Annotated in this window: 18 protein-coding genes and 1 pseudogene; 10 read left to right on the top strand and 9 right to left on the bottom strand. The window is 71.2% G+C overall.

All coding sequences use genetic code 11. The features are described 5' to 3' along the window. Positions 1 to 132: 132 nt before the first annotated feature. Positions 133 to 264 (top strand): hypothetical protein, encoded by a 132-nt coding sequence (locus ABZY33_RS06295; RefSeq protein WP_356490314.1) that lies wholly within the window; start codon positions 133 to 135, stop codon positions 262 to 264. A gap of 327 nt (positions 265 to 591) precedes the next feature. On the opposite strand, the gene ABZY33_RS06290 is transcribed toward ABZY33_RS06295, so the two are convergent. Then, complete coding sequence (locus ABZY33_RS06290; RefSeq protein ID WP_356490313.1) at positions 592 to 1,194, bottom strand: helix-turn-helix domain-containing protein; 603 nt, start codon at positions 1,192 to 1,194, stop codon at positions 592 to 594. Between the two features lie 82 nt (positions 1,195 to 1,276). On the opposite strand from ABZY33_RS06290, the gene ABZY33_RS06285 reads away from it, so the two are divergent. Continuing rightward, positions 1,277 to 2,158 (top strand): NAD(P)H-binding protein, encoded by an 882-nt coding sequence (locus tag ABZY33_RS06285; protein WP_356490312.1) that lies wholly within the window; start codon positions 1,277 to 1,279, stop codon positions 2,156 to 2,158. A 74-nt stretch (positions 2,159 to 2,232) separates the two neighbouring features. Here ABZY33_RS06285 and ABZY33_RS06280 read toward each other — a convergent pair whose 3' ends face one another. Beyond that, complete coding sequence (locus tag ABZY33_RS06280) at positions 2,233 to 4,998, bottom strand: AAA family ATPase (RefSeq protein WP_356490311.1); 2,766 nt, start codon at positions 4,996 to 4,998, stop codon at positions 2,233 to 2,235. A gap of 328 nt (positions 4,999 to 5,326) precedes the next feature. On the opposite strand from ABZY33_RS06280, the gene ABZY33_RS06275 reads away from it, so the two are divergent. Beyond that, positions 5,327 to 6,241, top strand: a complete 915-nt coding sequence (locus tag ABZY33_RS06275; RefSeq protein WP_356490310.1) for an MBL fold metallo-hydrolase — start codon at positions 5,327 to 5,329, stop codon at positions 6,239 to 6,241. A gap of 64 nt (positions 6,242 to 6,305) precedes the next feature. Then, positions 6,306 to 7,796 (top strand): carboxylesterase family protein, encoded by a 1,491-nt coding sequence (locus ABZY33_RS06270; protein ID WP_356490309.1) that lies wholly within the window; start codon positions 6,306 to 6,308, stop codon positions 7,794 to 7,796. A 49-nt stretch (positions 7,797 to 7,845) separates the two neighbouring features. On the opposite strand, the gene ABZY33_RS06265 is transcribed toward ABZY33_RS06270, so the two are convergent. After that, complete coding sequence (locus ABZY33_RS06265; protein WP_356490308.1) at positions 7,846 to 8,934, bottom strand: zinc-binding alcohol dehydrogenase family protein; 1,089 nt, start codon at positions 8,932 to 8,934, stop codon at positions 7,846 to 7,848. 160 nt (positions 8,935 to 9,094) lie between these two features. On the opposite strand from ABZY33_RS06265, the gene ABZY33_RS06260 reads away from it, so the two are divergent. Further along, on the top strand, positions 9,095 to 9,988 hold the full coding sequence (locus tag ABZY33_RS06260; protein WP_356490307.1) for a LysR family transcriptional regulator: 894 nt from the start codon (positions 9,095 to 9,097) through the stop codon (positions 9,986 to 9,988). Positions 9,989 to 10,067: 79 nt separating this feature from the next. Here ABZY33_RS06260 and ABZY33_RS06255 read toward each other — a convergent pair whose 3' ends face one another. Further along, positions 10,068 to 10,448 (bottom strand): MarR family transcriptional regulator, encoded by a 381-nt coding sequence (locus ABZY33_RS06255; RefSeq protein ID WP_356490306.1) that lies wholly within the window; start codon positions 10,446 to 10,448, stop codon positions 10,068 to 10,070. Between ABZY33_RS06255 and ABZY33_RS06250 the strand changes: the two are divergent. The 4 genes and pseudogenes from ABZY33_RS06250 to ABZY33_RS06235 all read left to right on the top strand — a co-directional run. Then, a pseudogene (locus ABZY33_RS06250) lies at positions 10,392 to 10,508 on the top strand (MBL fold metallo-hydrolase); the annotation flags it as partial. The gene ABZY33_RS06255 and the pseudogene ABZY33_RS06250 overlap by 57 nt on opposite strands. Positions 10,509 to 11,347: 839 nt before the next feature. Beyond that, the gene (locus ABZY33_RS06245) at positions 11,348 to 12,151 is read left to right on the top strand and encodes an alpha/beta hydrolase (RefSeq protein ID WP_356490305.1); all 804 of its coding nucleotides are present in this window, start codon (positions 11,348 to 11,350) and stop codon (positions 12,149 to 12,151) included. Further along, positions 12,151 to 13,428 carry a SpoIIE family protein phosphatase gene (locus tag ABZY33_RS06240; protein WP_356490463.1) on the top strand — a complete coding sequence of 426 codons (1,278 nt, stop codon included), beginning with the start codon at positions 12,151 to 12,153 and terminating at the stop codon, positions 13,426 to 13,428. The genes ABZY33_RS06245 and ABZY33_RS06240 overlap by 1 nt, the downstream gene beginning before the upstream one ends. Further along, the gene (locus ABZY33_RS06235; protein ID WP_356490304.1) at positions 13,425 to 13,790 is read left to right on the top strand and encodes an STAS domain-containing protein; all 366 of its coding nucleotides are present in this window, start codon (positions 13,425 to 13,427) and stop codon (positions 13,788 to 13,790) included. Before ABZY33_RS06240 ends, ABZY33_RS06235 begins: the two co-directional genes overlap by 4 nt. A gap of 281 nt (positions 13,791 to 14,071) precedes the next feature. Here ABZY33_RS06235 and ABZY33_RS06230 read toward each other — a convergent pair whose 3' ends face one another. From ABZY33_RS06230 to ABZY33_RS06210, 5 genes are all read right to left on the bottom strand, one after another. Beyond that, complete coding sequence (locus ABZY33_RS06230; RefSeq protein WP_356490303.1) at positions 14,072 to 14,716, bottom strand: class F sortase; 645 nt, start codon at positions 14,714 to 14,716, stop codon at positions 14,072 to 14,074. Positions 14,717 to 14,799: 83 nt separating this feature from the next. Next, positions 14,800 to 15,234 (bottom strand): hypothetical protein, encoded by a 435-nt coding sequence (locus tag ABZY33_RS06225; RefSeq protein ID WP_356490302.1) that lies wholly within the window; start codon positions 15,232 to 15,234, stop codon positions 14,800 to 14,802. A 314-nt stretch (positions 15,235 to 15,548) separates the two neighbouring features. After that, positions 15,549 to 16,028, bottom strand: coding sequence for a hypothetical protein (locus tag ABZY33_RS06220; protein WP_356490301.1), 480 nt, complete (start codon positions 16,026 to 16,028; stop codon positions 15,549 to 15,551). 228 nt (positions 16,029 to 16,256) lie between these two features. Continuing rightward, a complete protein-coding gene (locus ABZY33_RS06215; RefSeq protein WP_356490300.1) occupies positions 16,257 to 16,526 on the bottom strand; it encodes a GlsB/YeaQ/YmgE family stress response membrane protein in 270 nt (89 codons plus the stop codon). A 284-nt stretch (positions 16,527 to 16,810) separates the two neighbouring features. Then, a complete protein-coding gene (locus ABZY33_RS06210; RefSeq protein WP_356490299.1) occupies positions 16,811 to 17,968 on the bottom strand; it encodes a serine hydrolase domain-containing protein in 1,158 nt (385 codons plus the stop codon). A gap of 336 nt (positions 17,969 to 18,304) precedes the next feature. Here ABZY33_RS06210 and ABZY33_RS06205 point away from each other — a divergent pair. Next, positions 18,305 to 18,520, top strand: a 216-nt coding sequence (locus tag ABZY33_RS06205; RefSeq protein WP_356490298.1) for a hypothetical protein, incomplete at its 3' end; no start/stop codon positions are given.

Here is an 18,520-nt window from a genome sequence, read left to right as displayed (position 1 = left end):
AAGTACGTCGGGAAGAACACGGAGCGGGAACTGGAACTGGAACTGGAACTGGAGCCCCAGGTCGGCGTGGGGCCTCTGCGGCTTGGCATGTCGGTGCGGGAAACACGCGACGCGGTCCAGGAGTTGGGGGTCTTGCGGATCGTCTCCGAGGAGCCCGAGCCGGGCCAGATCACGCTCGCGCACGACCCGTCGGAGCTGAGCGTCGTCCTGGGTTTCACCAACGGCGCGCTGAGCGGTGTGGAACTCTTCCGCTGCCCGGCTTGAAGGTCATCCTCGCCAACCAGAGCAGCTACGAGCACCCGGTCGACGAGGACGGGGACCCCCTGTACTACGACTACGTGCGCGTCGCGGACCAGATCTGACCACCGTCTGCCGCCACGCCCTCGAACCCGACACTCAGGCACGCGACGCGGCCCGCCAGCGGGCCACTGCCTCGCGGGCGGCGTTATGGTCCGTTGCGACGTCGGCTCCTACTTCCTCACCCTCGCGACCGTGCGGCGGCACCCCAGATGGCTCGCTCGTGCTTCCCCGCATACCCGCAAAAACGTCGCGTGGTCGTAGCAGCGGAAGGGATCTCGGGGCTTCTACGGTCTACGAGGCGTGCCCTCGGTCCTCCGGTTGAGCGGGGGCAGGGGCGGCCCCGGTCTGGACCCCCTCCAGTTGCAGAGTCAGGTAGCGACGCCAGTCCTGGTCGCCCGACATGTTCGCCATCGCGCCGCGCGTCAGCAGGACGAAGTCGGAGGGCTGGAAGTCGGCCCGCAGATGGCCGGCGTCGATGGCGCGCCGCACGATGCGCTCGATGATCGCGGCGAACGCGCTCTTCTCCGCTTCGATCGCCTCCCAGCTGGGCTCCTGCGGACCGAGCACAGCCAGGCGGAACGCGGCGTCGGGCTGCACCGATTCCAGATAGCCGTACAGCAGGGTCTCGAACGCCGTCCACGCGTCCTCCACCTGCTCGGCGCGGCGGGCGAGGCCGGTCATCAACTCGAACCGGCGGCCGATGATCGCGGCCCGTAGCGCCTGCTTGTCGGTGAAGTGCCGGTACAGGGTCCCGACGCCCAGCCCCGCGCGCTCGGCGATCTCGTCCATCTGCACGCTCTCGCCCCGGCGGGCGAACAGGTCGCTGGCCGCGTCGAGGATGGCCTCGCGGTTGCGCCGGGCGTCGGCGCGCAGCGTGGGTTCCCGGGTGGTCATGGCCTTGATGGTAGTTGACGGCGGAGAGACCCCGCATTACATTCGGAACCGGAGTTCAGGTTCATCTTATGGAGGGGATCTTGTGATCGTCGTCACCACGCCTACCGGACAGATCGGTAGCAAGCTCGTTCAGCGGCTGCTCGACGGAGACGAGCCGGTCCGGGTCATCACACGCGACGCCGCACGCCTCGATGCGGCCGTGCGGGAGGGGACGGAGGTCATCGAGGGGTCGCACGGGGACCCGGCCGTGCTCGACAAGGCGCTGCCCGGCGCCGACGCGTTGTTCTGGCTGGTGCCGCCGGACCCGGCCGCACCGAGCGCGATGGAGCACTACCTGTCCCTGGCCCGTGCCGGTGCCGCGGCCGTCGCCCGGCACCACGTCGGCCACGTGGTGAGCGTGAGCAGCGCGGGTCACGGATGGACGGCTCCGGCCGGGATGCTGTCCGCGGCCTTCGCCATGGACGAGCAGCTGGCATCGTCCGGCGCCGCCTACCGGGCGCTCTCGCTCCCGTTCTACATGGAGAACCTGCTCGGCCAGCTCGACGCGATCCGTCAGCACCACGCGTTCTTCCTGACCTGCGCGGGCGACCAGCCCCTGGCCATGATCGCGACCCGCGACATCGCCGAGGCCGCCGCGGACCTGCTCGGCGACCGGTCCTGGTCCGGACAGGCCGACCTGCCCCTGTTCGGACCCGACCGCCTCACGCCCGAAGGCATGGCAGAGGTGATCAGCGAGGAGCTCGCCACGCCAGTCACCTACCGGCGCACCACCATGGACGAATTCGCCACGACACTGCGCTCCCGCGGCGCCGGGGAGCGGACGGTGCAGGACCTCACGGAGATGTTCGCCGCCCAGGACGACGGGATCTACGACAAGGACTGGGCCAAGACGTCCCTCACCGCCACCGACTTCCGCACCTGGTGCCGGGAGGTGCTGAAGCCGGCGGTGGACACCGCGATATAGGTCCACACCGGCGGCCGGCCGCCGGCCACCCGCCCTGCGCCCGCGTGCGGCCGGGTGGCGAGCAGTGGTCCGAGCTACCCCCGGCCCCCATAGGCGGTACGGGCGTCCGGCACGGGGTCCTCGATCACGTCGCGGAGTTGCGACCGTGCGGTGATGCCCAGTCTGGGAAACGCCCGGTAGAGGTGGGAGCCGACCGTACGGGGGGAGAGGAACAGCTTCTCCCCGATCTCACGGTTGGTCAGCCCGTGGGCGGCGAGCCGCACGATGTGCTGCTGTTGCGGGCTGAGCTGGGCGAAAACACCGGGCGCCGTGCTGTCGGCGGCCTCGATGCCGGCAGCTCGCAGCTCTGCTGTGGCCCGTTCGACCCAGGGGCGCGCGCCGAGCCGTCGGAACGTTCCGAGCGCCGCGGCCAGCAGGGGGCGGGCCTCGGCGATGCGGCGTCGTCTGCGGAGCCATTCGCCGTGGTCGAGCTGCGTCTGCGCCCGCTCGAACGGCCATTGCTCGCAGGTGGCGTCGGCCAGCGCGGCCCGGAAGTACGGTTCCGCCCGGTCCGTTTCGGCCAGCAGGGCGCGCCCTCGGGCGACAAGCGCCGCGATCCGCGCCGACACACCCTGACCCAGACGCCGCGCCGAACGCTCGATCAGTGCGGCGGCGTCCTCGCGGTGTCCACTGCGGACAGCCGCTGCTGAGATCTCCGCCAGGAGAGTGAAGGAGGCGTGGTAGTGCACCGGGTCGCCCTCGTCGGTGAAGGCGGAGCGGAACTGCGCGTACGCGGCGTCGTGGTCGCCCTCCGCCACAGCGGCCAGGCCCAGGGCCCGGCGCGCGAACACCGCGACGGAGCGGCTCTCCAGCGGGTCGACGAGGGCCAGCGCCCGTTCGGCGTGCCGTCGTGCGCCCGTCGGGTCGCCCAGCAGGGCGAGCACCGTGGCGTCGAGCGCCCGCGCGCACGCTTCGGCGTGCTCCAGGCCGGCCACGGACGCGACGGTCGTGAGTTCGGCGGCCGCCGAGCGGGCCTCGGCCCATCGGCCCCGTTCCAGATACGTCCAGCCGAGGGCGCCGCCCAGGCCGTCCGGCAGCGGACCACGGGCCCGCCACCGCTCGCGCGCCGTGTCGAAGGTGCTGGCCGCCAGCGCGGCGCGGTCCAGGATCCAGGCGACGATGGCGAGCGCGGTCAGGGCGCCGGCGTCGTCCTTGGCCTCGGCGATGAGTTCGGGCAGCGCCGCGGCGAGGGAGGCTCCCGCGCCGTGGGGGTCGCAGACGGCCCGGACCCAGGCGCGCAGGGCGTTCCCGGCGGGGGAGCGGGGCAGACTGGAGAGCAGGCTCTCGATCTGCTCCCGCCAGGACTCGTCGCCCGAGTAGTAACAGGCCACCGCTGCCGCGGCGAGTGCGTCCAACGCGCGGGGCGCATGGCCGCCTGCTGCGTCTTCCGCGACGCGTGTCAGCAGGGCGAAGGCGGCGGCATGGTGCCGGCGCAGGGTCATCAGCCGGCCTGTGGCGAGCCGGGCCCGGTTGATCAGTTCGGGATCGTCACTGTGTCGGCCGACCTCGGTCGCCAGGCGTTCCACCCAGCCGAGTTGACCCGTGAGGACGGCCCGCTCGACGGCGTCGGTCAGCAACCGCGCCCGGTCGCCGCGGTGCGGACTCAGCTCCGCGGCGCGTTCCAGCGCGGCGGCAGCGGCCGCGTGCCCACCCCGGCGGCCGGCCCGCGCGGCGGTCCGTTCGAGAGCGGTCGCCACCGTCTCGTCCGGCCGCAGCGTTGCCGCCGCCGCATGCCAGGCCTGGCGATCGGGCTCCTCGCGCGACAGGTCGGCAAGGGTGAGATGCGCATGCCTGCGCTCCTCGAAGGACGCGGAATGGTAGACGGCCGAGCGGATGAGGGGATGGCGTAAGGAAACCCGGCGGCCGACCTGGCGTACAAGACCGGCTTGCTGCGCGGGCGACCAGGCCTTGTCATCGGCCTCGGGGAGTGCGCGAGACGCCGTCGGGGCGTCCGTGGCGTCCGCGGCCGCCAGCAGGAGCAGGAGCCGGCGGGAGGGCTCCGGCAAGAACTCCGCCTGCCGGGCGAAGACCCGCTCCAGCCGGTCGGTGACGGGCAGAGGGCCCTCCACACCGCTGTCGCCGTCCGTGCCCCGGACCGCGTCGGCCCGGGCGAATTCGATCAGCGCCAGCGGGTTGCCCGATGCCTCCTGCACGATCCGCGCCCGGCTCCGGCCCGTCGGCGGCGTCGGCTGCTGGTCCAGCAACCGGTGCGCCGCCTCAGCGCGCAACGGGCCGATCTCCAGGCGCTCGAATTCCGTGTCGAAACCAGGCAGTACCGCAGCGGAGCCGGCGCCGACCAGCAGCGTGACCGCTTCGCCGTCCAGGCGTCGCGCGACGAAGGAGAGGACTTCAAGGGACGCCCGGTCGATCCAGTGGGCGTCATCGACGATCACGAGCAGCGGTGTCCGCTCCGCCAGGTCCGCCAGCAAGGTGAGGACGGCCGGACCGACGACCATCCCCTCGGGCGCAGCACCGTACTCATGCAGGCCCAGCGCGGTCCGCAGCGCGTCGCGCTGCCGCGCGGGCAGACGTGCCAGTTCACTCAGTACCGGGTGGAGCACCTGATGCAGTCCCGCGAACGCCAGCCGCACCTCGGACTCGCTGCCGACCGCGCGAAGCACCCGGCTGCCCTCGCTCCGCGTGCGGCGCGCCGCGACACCGAGCAGCGTGCTCACCCCGGCGCCCGGGTCGCCCGTGAGCACCAGCACCTGGCCGCGACAGCGCCCGGCGGCCACGCGCCGCATCAACTCTGCCGTCTCGGCCTCTCTGCCGATCACCGGAGACTCACGCTCGCCTGTCACGCGGGCTCCCTGGCTCGGTCCGTCGTTTTCCTGGCTGAACCATGGAGCCCTGAACGTGGGTTCCCCGGGCGATATTCCGGCCCGGACCGACCTGGCCGGCCCCGGCTCCGGCGCTGACCTCGGCGTTCGGGCCCAGGTCCAGGTGCAGTCACATGACGCATACCGCGATCCGCAGCCCCCGACGCATGCTCAGGGAACAGGGCCTCACCGGTGCGCGGCCCACAGGAGGCGCCTTCCCTCGTATCCGTCAGGAGCACCCAGGCGCCCTGCGTATCGGACTTTCTCTGCGCGGCCCGAACACGCACAACCGAACGAACTGGAGACCACTGTGGACACCCTCACCCTCGGCGATGTCACCGTGACCCGGGTCCGGGAGTACTACGGTCCTGTCGACCTGACCCCCGCGGCGTTCGTCCCCGACAGCGCGAAGGAGTTGTGGCAGGCCCACCACTCCTGGCTCGTCCCGGACTTCCTGGACCCGGAGACCGACATCGTGCGGTCCGCGATCCAGACCTGGGTGCTGCGCAGCGAAGGCAGGACCATCCTGGTCGACACCGGCGTCGGCAACCACAAGGACCGTCCCCACGCCCCCGTGTGGCACCACCTGGACACCGACTTTTTGGGCAACCTCGCCCGCGCCGGAGTGCGCCCCGAGGACGTCGACCTCGTGATCAACACACACCTGCACGTCGACCACGTGGGCTGGAACACCTACCTCGACGGCCGGACCTGGACACCGACCTTCCCCAACGCCACCTACCTCATGACCAAGGCGGACTTCGACTACTGGAACCCCGCCAACGAGAACAAGACGCTGCTCGGCCCCGGCAGCCAGAAAGTCTTCGAAGACAGCGTCGCCCCCGTGCACGCGGCCGGCCTGACCCACCTCTGGGAGGACACCTACCAGATCGACAGGAACCTGCGCCTCCACCTCGCCCCCGGCCACACCCCAGGCTCGTCGGTGCTGAAGCTGGCCTCCGGATCCGACCGCGCGCTCTTCGTCGGCGATCTGCTGCACAGCCCCGTCCAGATCCTCGACCCGGACGCCAACAGCTGCTTCTGCGAGCACCCGGCGGAAGCCCGCGCCACCCGCCGTACGCTCCTGGGCTCCGCGGTCGACGACAACGCCCTGGTCTTCCCCGCGCACCTGGGTGGCCACGGCGCCGCCGAAGTCGTACGCCAGGGAACCGGATTCGCTATCAAGAGCTGGGCGCCCTTCACCCCGTACACCGAACACGCCTGAGCCCTACGGAAAGCGCTCTGCGGAAAACCCCCTGCGCCAACACGTTTTCGGAAAGACACGAGACATGCGGAACCACCGAGCACCTGTCGTGACCACCACCCAAGGAGTCGTTCGCGGCCTGCGCGACGGCAGCACGATCACGTTCCGGAACATCCCCTACGCCGCTGCGCCCCGCGGCGCCGCCCGGTTCGCACCGCCACAGCCGCACCAGCCGTGGGACGGCGTCCGGGACGCCATTGAGCCGGGCCCCAACGCCCCGCAGTCCGAGCGCGTACTCGGCGACATCGACATGACGCCCTACTTCGGCACCGGCTGGAGCCGCGGCGCGGACTACCTCACCGTCAACGTCTTCACCCCCGCCGACCGCGGGGAGGGACGACCGGTCATGGTCTTCGTCCACGGCGGCGGGTTCGTCGCCGGCTCCACCCGCTCCGCCCTGTACGACGGCTCGGCCTTCGCCCGCGACGGCGTCGTCCTCGTCACCCTCAACTACCGGCTCGGCATCGCCGGCTTCCTCGACCTGCCCGGCGCACCCGCCAACCGCGGACTGCTCGACGTCGTCGCCGCGCTGTGCTGGGTGAAGGAGAACATCGCCGCATTCGGCGGCGACCCCCACAACGTCACCCTCTTCGGCCAGTCGGCCGGGGCCACCATCGTCGGCGGCATCCTCGCCACTCCCGAGGCCGCCGGCCTGGTCCGCCGGGCGATCGTACAGAGCGGCAGCGGCCTGGGAGCCTTCACCAGGGAACAAGCCGCCCGCGTCACCCGGGCAGCGGCCCGGGCGCTCGGCGTAGAGCCCCACGTCGACGCGTTCGCCGACATCGGCGACGAACGCCTGGTCGAGGCGGCCGCCCGACTCGTCGGCATCGACCTGCGGACCGCATCCCGCGTCGACCCGCTCATCGGCCTCAGCCCGTTCAGCCTGGTCCTCGACACGCAACCCGCCGCGTCCGTCGCCGCCGGCCTGGGCGCCGATGTCGACCTGCTCACGGGTACCAACACCGAGGAAGGCAACCTCTACCTGGTCCCGACCGGCACGTACGCCACCTCGACCGCGGCCGACGTCGACGACGCGGCGGCCCGCGCCCACCGGGACCCGGACCGGCTCGTCGCGGCCTACCGCGTCTCCCGGCCCGGCGCGACCCATGCCGAGCTGCGCTCCGCGATCATGGCCGACGCGCTGTTCGGCGCCGGCAGCCGAGCCCTGGCCGGGGCCCACGCGGGCCACGCGGCGTCCGCCACCTACGCCTACGAGTTCGCCTGGCGCTCCAAGGCCCTGGGCGGAGAACTCGGCGCCACCCACACCGTCGAGCTGCCCTTCGTCTTCGACCTCACGAACCGGCCCGCACTGAGCGGGCCCCGAGCCCTGCTCGGCCCCGCCAAGCCGCCGGCCGGGCTCGCCGCCCGCGTGCACGCGACCTGGGTCCGGTTCGCCGCGACCGGCGATCCCGGCTGGGACCCCTACGACACGGACCGCCGCGCCACCATGCGCATCGACACCGAATGGACCCAGGTCGACGACCCCCGCGGCCAGGAACGGCAAGCCTGGGACTGACGCCCGCTTGGGGGTTGTGTCGTTGCCGTGCGACGCAGAACGGCCCAGGTCAGTGCAGTGCCGGGGTGAGCACGGTGCGGTCGAAGGGGCCACGATGGGCGGCGGCGTGGGCGACGGCTTCGTTGACGGCGTCGAGTCCGAACGACCGGACCCGTTCGGGGGCGAGATCCAGGGCGCCCGAGGCCAGGAGCCGGATGATGCCGACGTTCGCCGTACGCGGGTACATCCACTGACCGCGCACGGTGACCGAGTTGCGCATGAGCCATGGGTAGGGAAGGGCGAGATCCGCACCACCGAGCATGCCGACACCGCCCATGAGAACGACGCGTCCGTACTCGCGTACGGTCATGGCCGCCGTCCGCGCCGCGGAGCTGGGCGCGCTCGGCGGCAGCAGGTCGATCACCATGTCGATCGGGCCGTTGGCCGCCCCGGACATCGCCGCGCGGTCGCCCGCCTCGTCCCCGGTGAGCCGGACAGGGCGCAGACGCGGTCCGAACCGGTCGGCCAGGAGGCCGAGCGCGGTCTCGTTGCGGCCCGGGGCGACCACGCGGCCCGCTCCCATGGCGAACGCCAGCGCGACCGCGTTGCTGCCGAGATTGCCGGTGGCCCCGCTGACGAGCAGCGTCTCACCCGCGGCGAGCCCACCGGCCAGCAGTCCGCCGTACGGAATGACATGCAGGCCGAGCGCGGCCCAGCGGGCCGGAGCCTCGCCCGCTGCCGCGGGGAGCGGGAAGACGTTCTCCGTCGGGACCCGCATCAACTCGGCGTACGCACCGTCGTGGAAGTACCGGGCCAGGCGCGCGCCGCCCTCGCCGCGCGAACTCCAGCCCTGCAACGTGATGTCGGGTGTCAGGGCGTCGTCCCGCGAGCGCACCGTCGTGTCGCACCACACCAGGTCGCCGGGGCGCAGCCGGGTGGCGTCCGGGCCCGCCTGGACGACCCGCCCCACGCCACCGATCCCCGGCACCACGGGCGGAACCAAGGGGTAGTTCCGCTCACCGCCGAAGACCTCGGCCGCGTAGGGCGCCACGGCGGCGGCGAGGACCTCCACCACCACCTCGCCGCCGCGGGCCTCGGGCTCGGGCACCTCCCGCACCGTGAGCGGGGCACCGAAGTGCGTCAGGACCGCTGCGCGCATAGCTGACCTCCATGTCCGTCGCGGTCGACCGTTCGGCCCCGTCGACCGTTCGTCGCGGCTGACCGTTGGTTCTGGCCGACCGTTCGTCCCAACCGACCCTAGGGAGCCCGACAGGCATGCGGGAAGCGACGATCCGGCATCCGTGGTATGCGTAGGCGGCATGGACCTCTCCAGCGCGGGCCTACGGGTCCTGCGGCAGATCGCCGAGTCCGGCAGCTTCACCGCGGCAGCCACCCGACTCGGCTACACCCAGTCGGCCGTCTCCCGCCAGGCCGCCTCCCTCGAACGCAGCGCGGGCGCCGCCCTGTTCGAGCGCCGTCCCGACGGCGTACGGCTCACACCCGCGGGCCTGACCCTGCTGCGCCACGCCCGCACGATCCTGGACTGCCTGACGGCTGCCGAGCGCGACCTCGACGGGGCCCTCGCGCAGGCCGAACCGGTGCGGCTCGGACTGTTCCTGAGCGCGGGAGCGGCCCTCCTGCCGCCCTCGCTCACGCGTCTCGCGGCGAGCGACCCACAGGTCACGGTCACGACCACCGAGGGCACCACGCCCGCCCTGATCCGGGCGGTGCGCGCGGGCTCGCTCGACCTCGCCGTCGTGACCTCCCGCCCGCCCCACCGCCCGTTGGACGACGAGTCGCCGCGCCTGCACGTCGAGACCGTCGCGGAGACCGAACTGGTGGTGGCGGTGGCGGCGACCGGACAGTTCGCGGGCCGCACCTCGGTACACGTCGACGAACTGGTCGACGCTCCCTGGATCGCCACCCCGGCGTCGCACGCGGAGCCGTTGCTCGGTGTCTGGCCCGGCCTGCCCGGGCGGCCGCACGTCGTCCACCGGGCGCGCGACTGGCTGACCAAGCTCCACCTGGTCGCCGGCGACTTTGGAGTGACGACGGTGCCCCGGCGGCTCTCACCGGTACTGCCGCCCGGTGTGAGCCTGCTGCACGTCGACGGTGCGCCCCCCGAGATCCGCCGGGTTCTCGTGGCCCGGCTTCCCGGCCGCCCCCTTCCGGCGGTCACGGCCGTCACCCGAGCGATCTTCTCGACCCTCTGACGGGCGTCCGCGGCCCGGGGTGCTCTCATGGGGCACGGATGGCGGCACCCGGCACGAGAAAGGGCCGTCGCGGCCGACGTCACCGCCCGGTGAAGTGCGCGGCCAGGCGCGCCAGCAGGGGGCGCAGTCGCGCAGGTGACGCCGCTCGTCCGGGCTGAGTGCCTCGCCGACAGCGCCGCTGAGCGAACCGGTGCGCCGAGCGTGTTCTTGCCGGAGGCGCGCGGCCGTCCTCGGTGACGTGCAGCAGGAGCTTGCGGCCGTCGGTGGGGTGGGGCTCGGCCCGTACCAGTCCGCCGCCGAGAACTACCGTCACCGAATTCGCGGTCGACCGGTGGCTGACGCCGCGCCGCTGGACGAGGTCGGCCGTGGTCTGCGGGCCGCTGCGGTCGAGGTGACCAAGGATGGCGGCCTCACCGAGCCACAGGCCATCGAAGGGGCTGACGCGGTCCTGGTCACCCACGAACACGCCGACCACTTCAACGAGGAGAGGCTCCGCAGAGCGATGGCGGACAACCCGGCCTAAGGGATCTGGACCAACGCCTCCGCCGCAGGACGGCCGGACGGCCGGACGGCACGGGTGGCCGGGTGACGGCCGCCCCGGGGTGGAAGAAGGGGTCGTCGACGAGGAAACCGATGTTGACGCGCTCACCGCCCTCAACGCCGTCGGCAGCTGTCGTCTCTCCATCTGGCGCGCCCAAAAATCTGTGTTGGCCAAAGTAGACATTCGTCTCCAGGATGTTTATGGTTTCTGCCGTACCAAACGTCGAGAAGGGTGCGGCACAGCCGCACTGTCGGGCAGTAGGAAGGCCGGTCACATGACAGTGCGGTGGCGGAGCCGCGAGGTCCGGTCGCCCGAAGCGGACGCGAGCCCGGCAGGAGACCGGGGCCGGCAGATGAGGTGACTGCCCCTTCGGGACCCCGGCGCCGGGCGGCGACGGGGTCCCGAAACGTGCGCGGCACGGAGCCGCCCTCGGAACTCTCCCCCGTTTCAGCACCGAGGGACAGCCGCGCCCGTAGCGTGGCCCCGCCGTCGGCATGCCCGGCTCCGTCCGCCTCCACGACCCGGGACACAGGGGCGACCCGCGCACTCTTCCGATGACACCCCGCTCACGGATGCGGAGATTGTGCAAAGTAGTGGCCGCCTCGGGCTGAGGGGGGTGTGAAAGGAGTGTTCAGGGGGACCCAGCCGAGCGGAGGGGAACGCGCCGCCGTGTGCGGCACATCCCGTCCGGGCCCCTCCGGTTCGGCACAGCAGCCGGAGGGGCCGTAGTCCTGCCGGAAGAGTCCGCAGGGCGGACCGAAGCGATGCACAACAGAGTCCCTGTCGCAGACGGACAGGGCCAGAGGGAACTGGCGGCCATGGATATCCAGCGCAGGAACAACGTCACCGTCATCGGACGCGAGGAGGGTCCGGTGCTGTTGCTGGCGCACGGATTCGGCTGCGACCAGAACATGTGGCGCCTGGTACTGCCCACACTGGCCGCAGAGTTCCGGGTGGTGCTCTTCGACTACGTGGGCTCGGGCCGCGCCGACCCGTCGGCCTGGGACGAACGCCGCTACAGCTCGCTGGAGGGCTACGCGGCGGACGTGCTGGAGATCTGTGACGAACTGGAGCTGCGCGACGTGACCTTCGTGGGGCACTCGGTCAGCGCGATGGTCGGCGTCCTCGCCGCGGCGAAGGCGCCCGAACGCTTCTCCCGTCTGGTCATGGTGGCGCCCTCGCCGTGCTACATCGACGACGACGGCTACCGGGGCGGCTTCACGGCGGACGACATCGAGGAGCTGCTGGAGTCGCTGGAGTCGAACTACCTGGGCTGGTCGGCCGCCATGGCGCCGGTCATCATGGGCAACGCGGACCGGCCGGAACTCGGCGAGGAGCTGACGGCCTCCTTCTGCGCGACCGACCCGGACATGGCGCGCGTCTTCGCCCGCACGACCTTTCTGTCCGACAGCCGCGAGGACCTGAAGGGGGTCGCGGTCCCGACCCTGGTGCTGGAGTGCGAACAGGACGTGATCGCCCCCCGCGAGGTCGGCGCCTACGTTCACGCCGCCGTCCCCGGCAGCCGCCTGGTGACCCTGGCGGCGACCGGGCACTGCCCGCAGCTGAGCGCACCGCAGGCCACCGCCGAAGCGATCACCGACTTCCTCGGCGTGCCCGCATGATGTGCCGTACCGATCAGGATCCGGAGGGGGAGCCGGACGTCGAGGGCCTCGACGCCGCGTTCACCTCGCTGCTGGAAGACAGCGTGGAGGAGCTGTACGAACAGGCTCCGTGCGGTTACCTGTCGACGATGATGGACGGCACCATCGCGAAGATCAACACCACGCTCCTGGACTGGCTCGGCCGCACGCGCGAGCAGGTCGTGGGACGGCTGCGCTTCACCGACCTGCTCACCGTGGGCGGCAAGCTCTACCACGAGACGCACTTCGCGCCCACGCTCCAGATGCAGGGAGAGATCAGCGGCGTCGCCCTGGAGATCAAGGCCGCCGACGGGCAGCGGATACCGGTGCTGGTCACCTCGACCGTGAAGACCAGCCAGGTCGGCGAACCGATGCTGATCCGCACCACCGTCTTCGACGCCCGCCAGCGCAGGTCGTACGAGAAGGAACTGCTGCGCAGCCGCCGGGTGGCCGAGGAAGCACGCCGGCAGGCCGAGGCCGACCGGGACCGGCTCCAGGAAGCCCTCGCCGTCCTGCAACAGAGTCTGCTGCCCGCCCAACTGCCCGAGATCCCCGGCATGGAGGCCGCCACCTACTACCACACGGCCTCCCCGGACCTGCTGGGCGGAGACTTCTACGACCTCTTCCCCGCAGGCGCCGACCGCTGGGCGTTCTTCCTCGGCGACGTGTGCGGCAAAGGCCCCCAGGCCGCGGCCGTGACCTCCCTGGCCCGCTACACCCTGCGGGCCGCGGCGCTCCACGACCCCGACCCCGTCCACGCCCTGACCACCCTGAACACCGTGCTGCACGAGCGGTACACCAGCGGCGACCCGCGTTTTTGCACCGTCGTCTTCGGCATCCTGCACCTGAGCGAGGACCGGGTCGGCGTGGATCTGGCCTCCGGCGGCCACCCCGCCGCACTGATCCAGCGGGCGGGCGGCGGCACCGACTATCTGCCCACCCCCGGCGGGATGCTCGTCGGGGCGCTGCCCCACCCGCACTTCAGCGCCGCCCGAACGGAGTTGTTCCCGGGTGACACCCTGCTCCTGTACACCGACGGCCTCACCGAGGCCCGGACCGGACCGGCGCGCGAACTCTACGGCGAGGAGGCGCTGCGCGCTTTCGCCGCCGGTCGGCCGGCTGCGGGCCCCCGGGCGCTGGTCGACGGCCTGACAGACCTGATCGCGGGGTTCGGCGACGGCCTCGACGACGACACCGCCCTGCTCGCCCTCGGCATGCCGGCTCCGCTTCCCACCCCCCGGCGGGCGGGCCCCGAATGAGCGCGTTGCAGATCACCGCCCGGGAGGCGGCCGCCGGACCCCTGTGGGAGATCGCCGGTGACCTCGACCACGTAACAGCGCCCGAACTCCGTACCGCCGCAGGCGACCTGACCCTGACCGCCGGGCAAGTCCTGGTCCTGGACCTCGCCGGACTCGACCACTGCGACTCCAGCGGCATCACCGCGCTGCTCGCCGCCAGGAATCTGGCCCTCGAACAGGGCGGCGACATAGCCCTGGCCGCGGTCCCCGCCCGCACCGCGCGCATCCTGCACGTCGTCGGCCTGGACCAGGTCTTCACCGTCCACCCCGACGCCGCCGCGGCCCGATCGTCCACTGATCCGAACCGACGGGACAGCCTCTGACCGACCCGGCGACGTGGTCCGCCCGGCTCAGTCGCGCGGTCGATGGCGGGGCGGTCGCGCCAGGTGTGACCGGGTAGGTCGTTGACCCCGGTGCGGTCCTTCACGGAGGTGGTGCGGTGGAAGGTGGCCCGGCCGTTCCAGTCGGGCAGTGCCTGGTCGGCGAAGTGTTCAAGGCGCCGCGCGGCCTGACCGGTTGATTCGCTTACACGTACGGGCATCTGCAACTGGTACAGCGCCTCGCAGGCCGCGCGGTGACCACGCTGGTGGCTTCGTGTTCCGTATCAGTGGTGGCCGGTGAGGTGGGCGCTGATGACGACGTTGCCGTTGTACCGCTGGCGCCGGTGGTCGTAACCGCCGCCGCAGGTGATGAGGCGCAGCTCGGGGCGGCCGGTGTCGGCGTACACCTTGTCGTCGGGATAGTCGGAGGCGTCGTAGACATCGACGGCGTCGACGGTGAAGTGCGCGGTCACGTGGTCCTGGCGGGGTACGTCGATACGCATGCCCGGTCTGAGGGTGCCGAGGTCGTAGAAGACGGCCGGGCCGGACGGGAGGTCGACGTGCCCGGCGATGATGGCGGTGCCCTCGCTGCCGGGGGAGGGGCCCTGACTCCACCAGCCGGCGAGTTTCGGGTCGTCCTCCGGCGGAGCGGCGAGACGGCCGTCGTCGGCGAGGTTCAGATCGGTCAGCGGAGCGTCGACGCGGATCGCGGGAATCTGCACCCGTGTGGGCCGCGCGGCCGGCAGGGGCGGCGCGGCGGGGGCCGCGGCCGGTGCTTCATGGCTGTGGCGTCGGGGTGGCTGAGGTGGTTCCTGGTCCTGTTCGAGGCCGGTGATCCCGAAGGCGACCGTCGCGCAGCCGACCAGGAGCAGCGGCCATATGCAACCCGCGGCCCGGGGTTTCCTGCCTGTTATGCGGTGCGCGGCCACGACCGGCCCTCCCGAAGTCCGTCCCCGACGCGGGTGCCGCCCGGGGACCAGGCCCTGGGCGGCACCCGCTTGCCGGGTCGCTGTCAGTGCCGGCGGCCGGTGGCGGTGCGGCGGCGGAGACCGAGGCCCGCGGCAGCGGCGACGGCGAGACCGCCGGCGGCGGCCAGGGCGGGAACGCCGATGGGGCTGGTGGAACCGGTGCCGGTGTGCATCGCACCGGTGGGCTTCTGGGTGGAGCTGGCGACGGTGTCGCCGCAGATGCGCTGCGCTTCGGAGGCGGCGGAGTCGGCCTTCATCTTGAGCTGGTCGACGTTGTCCTTCTCGGCCTTGCCCGGGTGACCGCCGTCGTCGATCGTCTTCTGGTAGTCGGCGAGCGCGGACTTGTACGCGGACTCCGCCTCCGAAGCGGCCGCGGTGGCCGGGTCGCACTGGGTGTCGGAGGCCGAGGCCATCGGCGCGGCGAACAGCAGAGCTGTGCTGGCGAGGACGGTGCCGGTGGCTATCTTCAGCGAACGCATGTACTTCCTCCAGGGGGAGAGCCCGCAGCACACCGTAGGCCGCTATGAAGGGCTCATGACTGGAGGTAAACCGCCTGGCGGCGACGGCGCGCGACACGCAGCGTCGGGGTCGACAGGTAAAGGAGTGCAACGACTGACAACGTCGCAGCTCAGGAGGGGGAGATGCCGGGCAACGGGGACGTCGGCGGGTGTGCTCCGAACGAGCGACGTGCCAACCGCTTCTGCTCGTGTATCTGCTCGTACAACTCGGAGCTCTGATGTCACATCGGCGTCCGTTGCGCCTCATGCTGGGCGGAGGGGACCCGCGTCTCCGCCTACGTGTCTGTGCCCGTGGAGGTGTCCGTGCTTGTGCCAGTGTCGCCGGGCCGCGATGCCGGCGCAGGGGAGGCGGGCGCCCAGTCCCGGGAGTGTGGGGGTCGCGGCGCGGTGACCGGGCGCAGGAAGGGTCCGGCCACGAGCCACAAGGCCGTGTAGGCGACTCCCCAGCCCAGGGTGAGGGCGCCGCCCTCATGGCTGTCAGCCTTCAGGATCGCACCGAGGATCATCAAGGCGAACGCCCCGGCCAGGGCAAGGCCGGCCATGATCCAGCGGGTGCGCGGTTTCCAGCCCCGGGCGTGCCCGGACTTCTCGTACGCCGTGCGCACGGCGGCACGCACGCCCTGCCGCCGCTCCTTGACGCCCCAGACGATCCACATCATCAGCCCGATCGCGTTGACGATGAGGACGGCGTTGAGGATGACGTCCAGCCACAGGATGTTGGTGAAGTCGATGAACTTTCCCGCACTGAGTTCCATATACCGCGTATTGCCATGCTTCCGCGGCACTACCGCTTCCGCTTAACGGCTGCTGACCGGGGTCCTGTTTCCGGGGCGCCATGTGTTGAGGCGGACCGAGCGGGGCCTGCGAGTTGGGCGCTCGTTCAGCCGGGCGGCACGGTCTCGATTCGATGATTGCGTAAACCGCAAGGGAGGCGGCCCCCTGGTGAAAGGGGAACCGCCTCCGAGGTTTCGTGGTGCGAGGTGTCAGGCGTGTCGCCGATTTCCGGTGATGACGCGGTAGAGGACCAGCAGGATCAAAGCCCCGACGACAGCCGCTATCCAGGTCGAGAGATCGAAGAAGCCGTCGATGGAGTCGACTCCGAAGATCACCTTGCCCAGCCAGCCGCCGAGAAGCCCGCCGGCGATACCGATCAGCATCGTGATGATGATGCCGCCCGGGTCCTTGCCAGGCATCAGCAGCTTGGCGATGGCACCTGCGAGCAAGCCGATGATGATCCACGCGATGATGCCCATGATGCTCTCCTGTCGGCGAAAATAAAGGCTGTATAAGCGTGTGTTCCGCCTGGCCGATTTCAAACGCGGCACGTTCCACGAATCCGTGGTGCCCGCGAGATGCCGGGACCCGGAAGGGGCGTGGGGGAGGGGGCGGCGCTGCCGTGACGCGTCAAGGCACTTCCGCGCGTGGCGCTCAGCGCTCATACAGCGATGCGGCGTAGTGCAGTGCAGTGCCGCAGCGGGTGGTGCGGGCCGTCCCGGCGCGGAGCGCTCGGCAGGCCGCGGGCGGCGGGAGCCAGGTGTCAGGAACAGTACTCCGCACTCAGGGTCGGCAGGATCTCGTCCGCCCGCCAGTCAGCGTTGTAGTTGAACGAAAGCTGGTGGCGGCCGTCGTCGGTGACCGCCACCAGCGACAGCCATCCCACGGTGCCCCCGTCGCGGTACCAGATGCTGGTGCCGCAGCCCAGTGTCAGCCGCTCGATGCCCAGCCCGTAGGAGGAGATCGGGAAGTCGGGGTTGACGACGGTCGTCTTCATCTCCTTCAACTGCCGCGCAGGCAGCAGCTTTCCGCGCAGCAGCGCCCCGTAGAACGTGTTCAGGTCGCCCGTGCTGGAGATGACGTCGGTGTTGCCCCACAGCTGCGAGCCGTTGAGCTCGGTGACGTCGTCGATGCGGTCCGGCTGCGTACCGTAGAAGAGCTTGGAGTAGCCGCGGCTGCTCGGCTCCGGCAGTTGGGCGCGGGTGCCCGGGGTGGACGTCGCCTTGAGCCCCAGCGGTTTGATGATGCGCTTGCGCACCTCGTCCTCGTACGGCCGCCCGCCCACCTCCTCCAACACCATCGCCGCCAGGACGTCGTTGGTGTTGGAGAACCCGTGCCGGGTACCGGGCGCGAACATCGGCGGGTGGGCCAGGGCGACCTTCACGCGCTGGTCGTGCGGCAGGGTGTCGTAACGGTGCTGGAGGAAGCCCTCGCCCTGCACGTAGGTGGCGACGTAGTCGCTGTCGGCGAAGTAGTCGGGCAGGCCGCTGGTGTGGTTGAGCAGCTGCCGTACGGTGATCGCGCGGCCGTCGTTGCCGTTGCCCCGGACCAGACCGGGCAGGTGCCGCTCCACGGTGTCGTCCAGGGACAGCTTGTGCTCCGCCTCCATCTGCAGCAGCACCGTCGCCACGAAAGTGCTCGTCAGGTGCCCGATGCGGAAACGGTCGTTCTTGCCGCGCGGCTCACCCGTCTTCAGGTCGCCCACCCCTGAGGAGGTCTTCCACACCCCCGCCGCATCCCGGGCCTCGGCGGCCACGCCCGGGACACCGCCCGCGACGGCCGCGTCGATCGCTTCCTGCGTCGCCTGATGGCGGGCCGGCGGAGTGGTGTCCGCCGCGGCCGGTCCCGTGAGGACGGTCGCCGCGATCGCGACTGCCGCGACCCCGACCGCACCGGTTCTCGGTCTCTTGCCTATCGTCATTCCCCGCTCCTGACAGTCGTCTGTAACTGGCTGATGCCGTACTTGTGCGTTCTGTCGCGGCAGAGTAGGACACCGGCCTTGAGCGCCGATAGCGTGTCCCAGCGTGTCCCCGCCTTGTCGGGGCGCCGGCCGTCGGTGCGGGCGCCCGCAGAGCGTGCTGACCGTGCCGATCCGGTGCCCTTGCCGATGTTCTCTCGTCAAGTCCCCGAACCGGCAACGCCGTTGCCTCTGTTTACTGACTGTCCTGTCGTCGCGGCCGCCTACTAAACTCTTCATCGCGTATGCAGAAACGTTGCGCCAATGAGCGGGGCGTGCCACACGGGGGAGAGACACGGGATGGGTTACACGATTCCGGGCTGGCTGGATGACGTCCTGGACTTCATCGGGATCAAGTTCCCGAACGTGGACGAGGACGATTACCGCGAAATGGCCACGGCCATGCGGGAGTTCGCGGAGAAGTTCGAGGGACACGGCGGTGACGCGCACAAGGCGGTGACGCGCATCCTGTCCTCGTCCGAGGGCTGGGCCGTGGACTCGTTCGAGAAGCACTGG

The sequence above is a fragment of the Streptomyces sp. NPDC006552 genome (assembly GCF_040611655.1).
GTDB lineage: Bacteria > Actinomycetota > Actinomycetes > Streptomycetales > Streptomycetaceae > Streptomyces.
The sequence above is the reverse complement of the archived record's forward strand: the minus strand, read 5'-3'. Positions and strand labels throughout refer to the sequence as shown.

Excerpts from the sequence above, each read along its gene's own strand:
- ABZY33_RS06260 (WP_356490307.1), top strand. The coding sequence starts at position 9,095 with ATGGACCTCTCCAGCGCGGGCCTACGGGTCCTGCGGCAGATCGCCGAG.
- ABZY33_RS06210 (WP_356490299.1), bottom strand. The coding sequence starts at position 17,968 with ATGACGATAGGCAAGAGACCGAGAACCGGTGCGGTCGGGGTCGCGGCA.
- ABZY33_RS06215 (WP_356490300.1), bottom strand. The coding sequence starts at position 16,526 with ATGGGCATCATCGCGTGGATCATCATCGGCTTGCTCGCAGGTGCCATC.
- ABZY33_RS06225 (WP_356490302.1), bottom strand. The coding sequence starts at position 15,234 with ATGCGTTCGCTGAAGATAGCCACCGGCACCGTCCTCGCCAGCACAGCT.
- ABZY33_RS06270 (WP_356490309.1), top strand. The coding sequence starts at position 6,306 with ATGCGGAACCACCGAGCACCTGTCGTGACCACCACCCAAGGAGTCGTT.
- ABZY33_RS06220 (WP_356490301.1), bottom strand. The coding sequence starts at position 16,028 with ATGGAACTCAGTGCGGGAAAGTTCATCGACTTCACCAACATCCTGTGG.
- ABZY33_RS06240 (WP_356490463.1), top strand. The coding sequence starts at position 12,151 with ATGTGCCGTACCGATCAGGATCCGGAGGGGGAGCCGGACGTCGAGGGC.
- ABZY33_RS06245 (WP_356490305.1), top strand. The coding sequence starts at position 11,348 with ATGGATATCCAGCGCAGGAACAACGTCACCGTCATCGGACGCGAGGAG.
- ABZY33_RS06235 (WP_356490304.1), top strand. The coding sequence starts at position 13,425 with ATGAGCGCGTTGCAGATCACCGCCCGGGAGGCGGCCGCCGGACCCCTG.
- ABZY33_RS06265 (WP_356490308.1), bottom strand. The coding sequence starts at position 8,934 with ATGCGCGCAGCGGTCCTGACGCACTTCGGTGCCCCGCTCACGGTGCGG.
- ABZY33_RS06290 (WP_356490313.1), bottom strand. The coding sequence starts at position 1,194 with ATGACCACCCGGGAACCCACGCTGCGCGCCGACGCCCGGCGCAACCGC.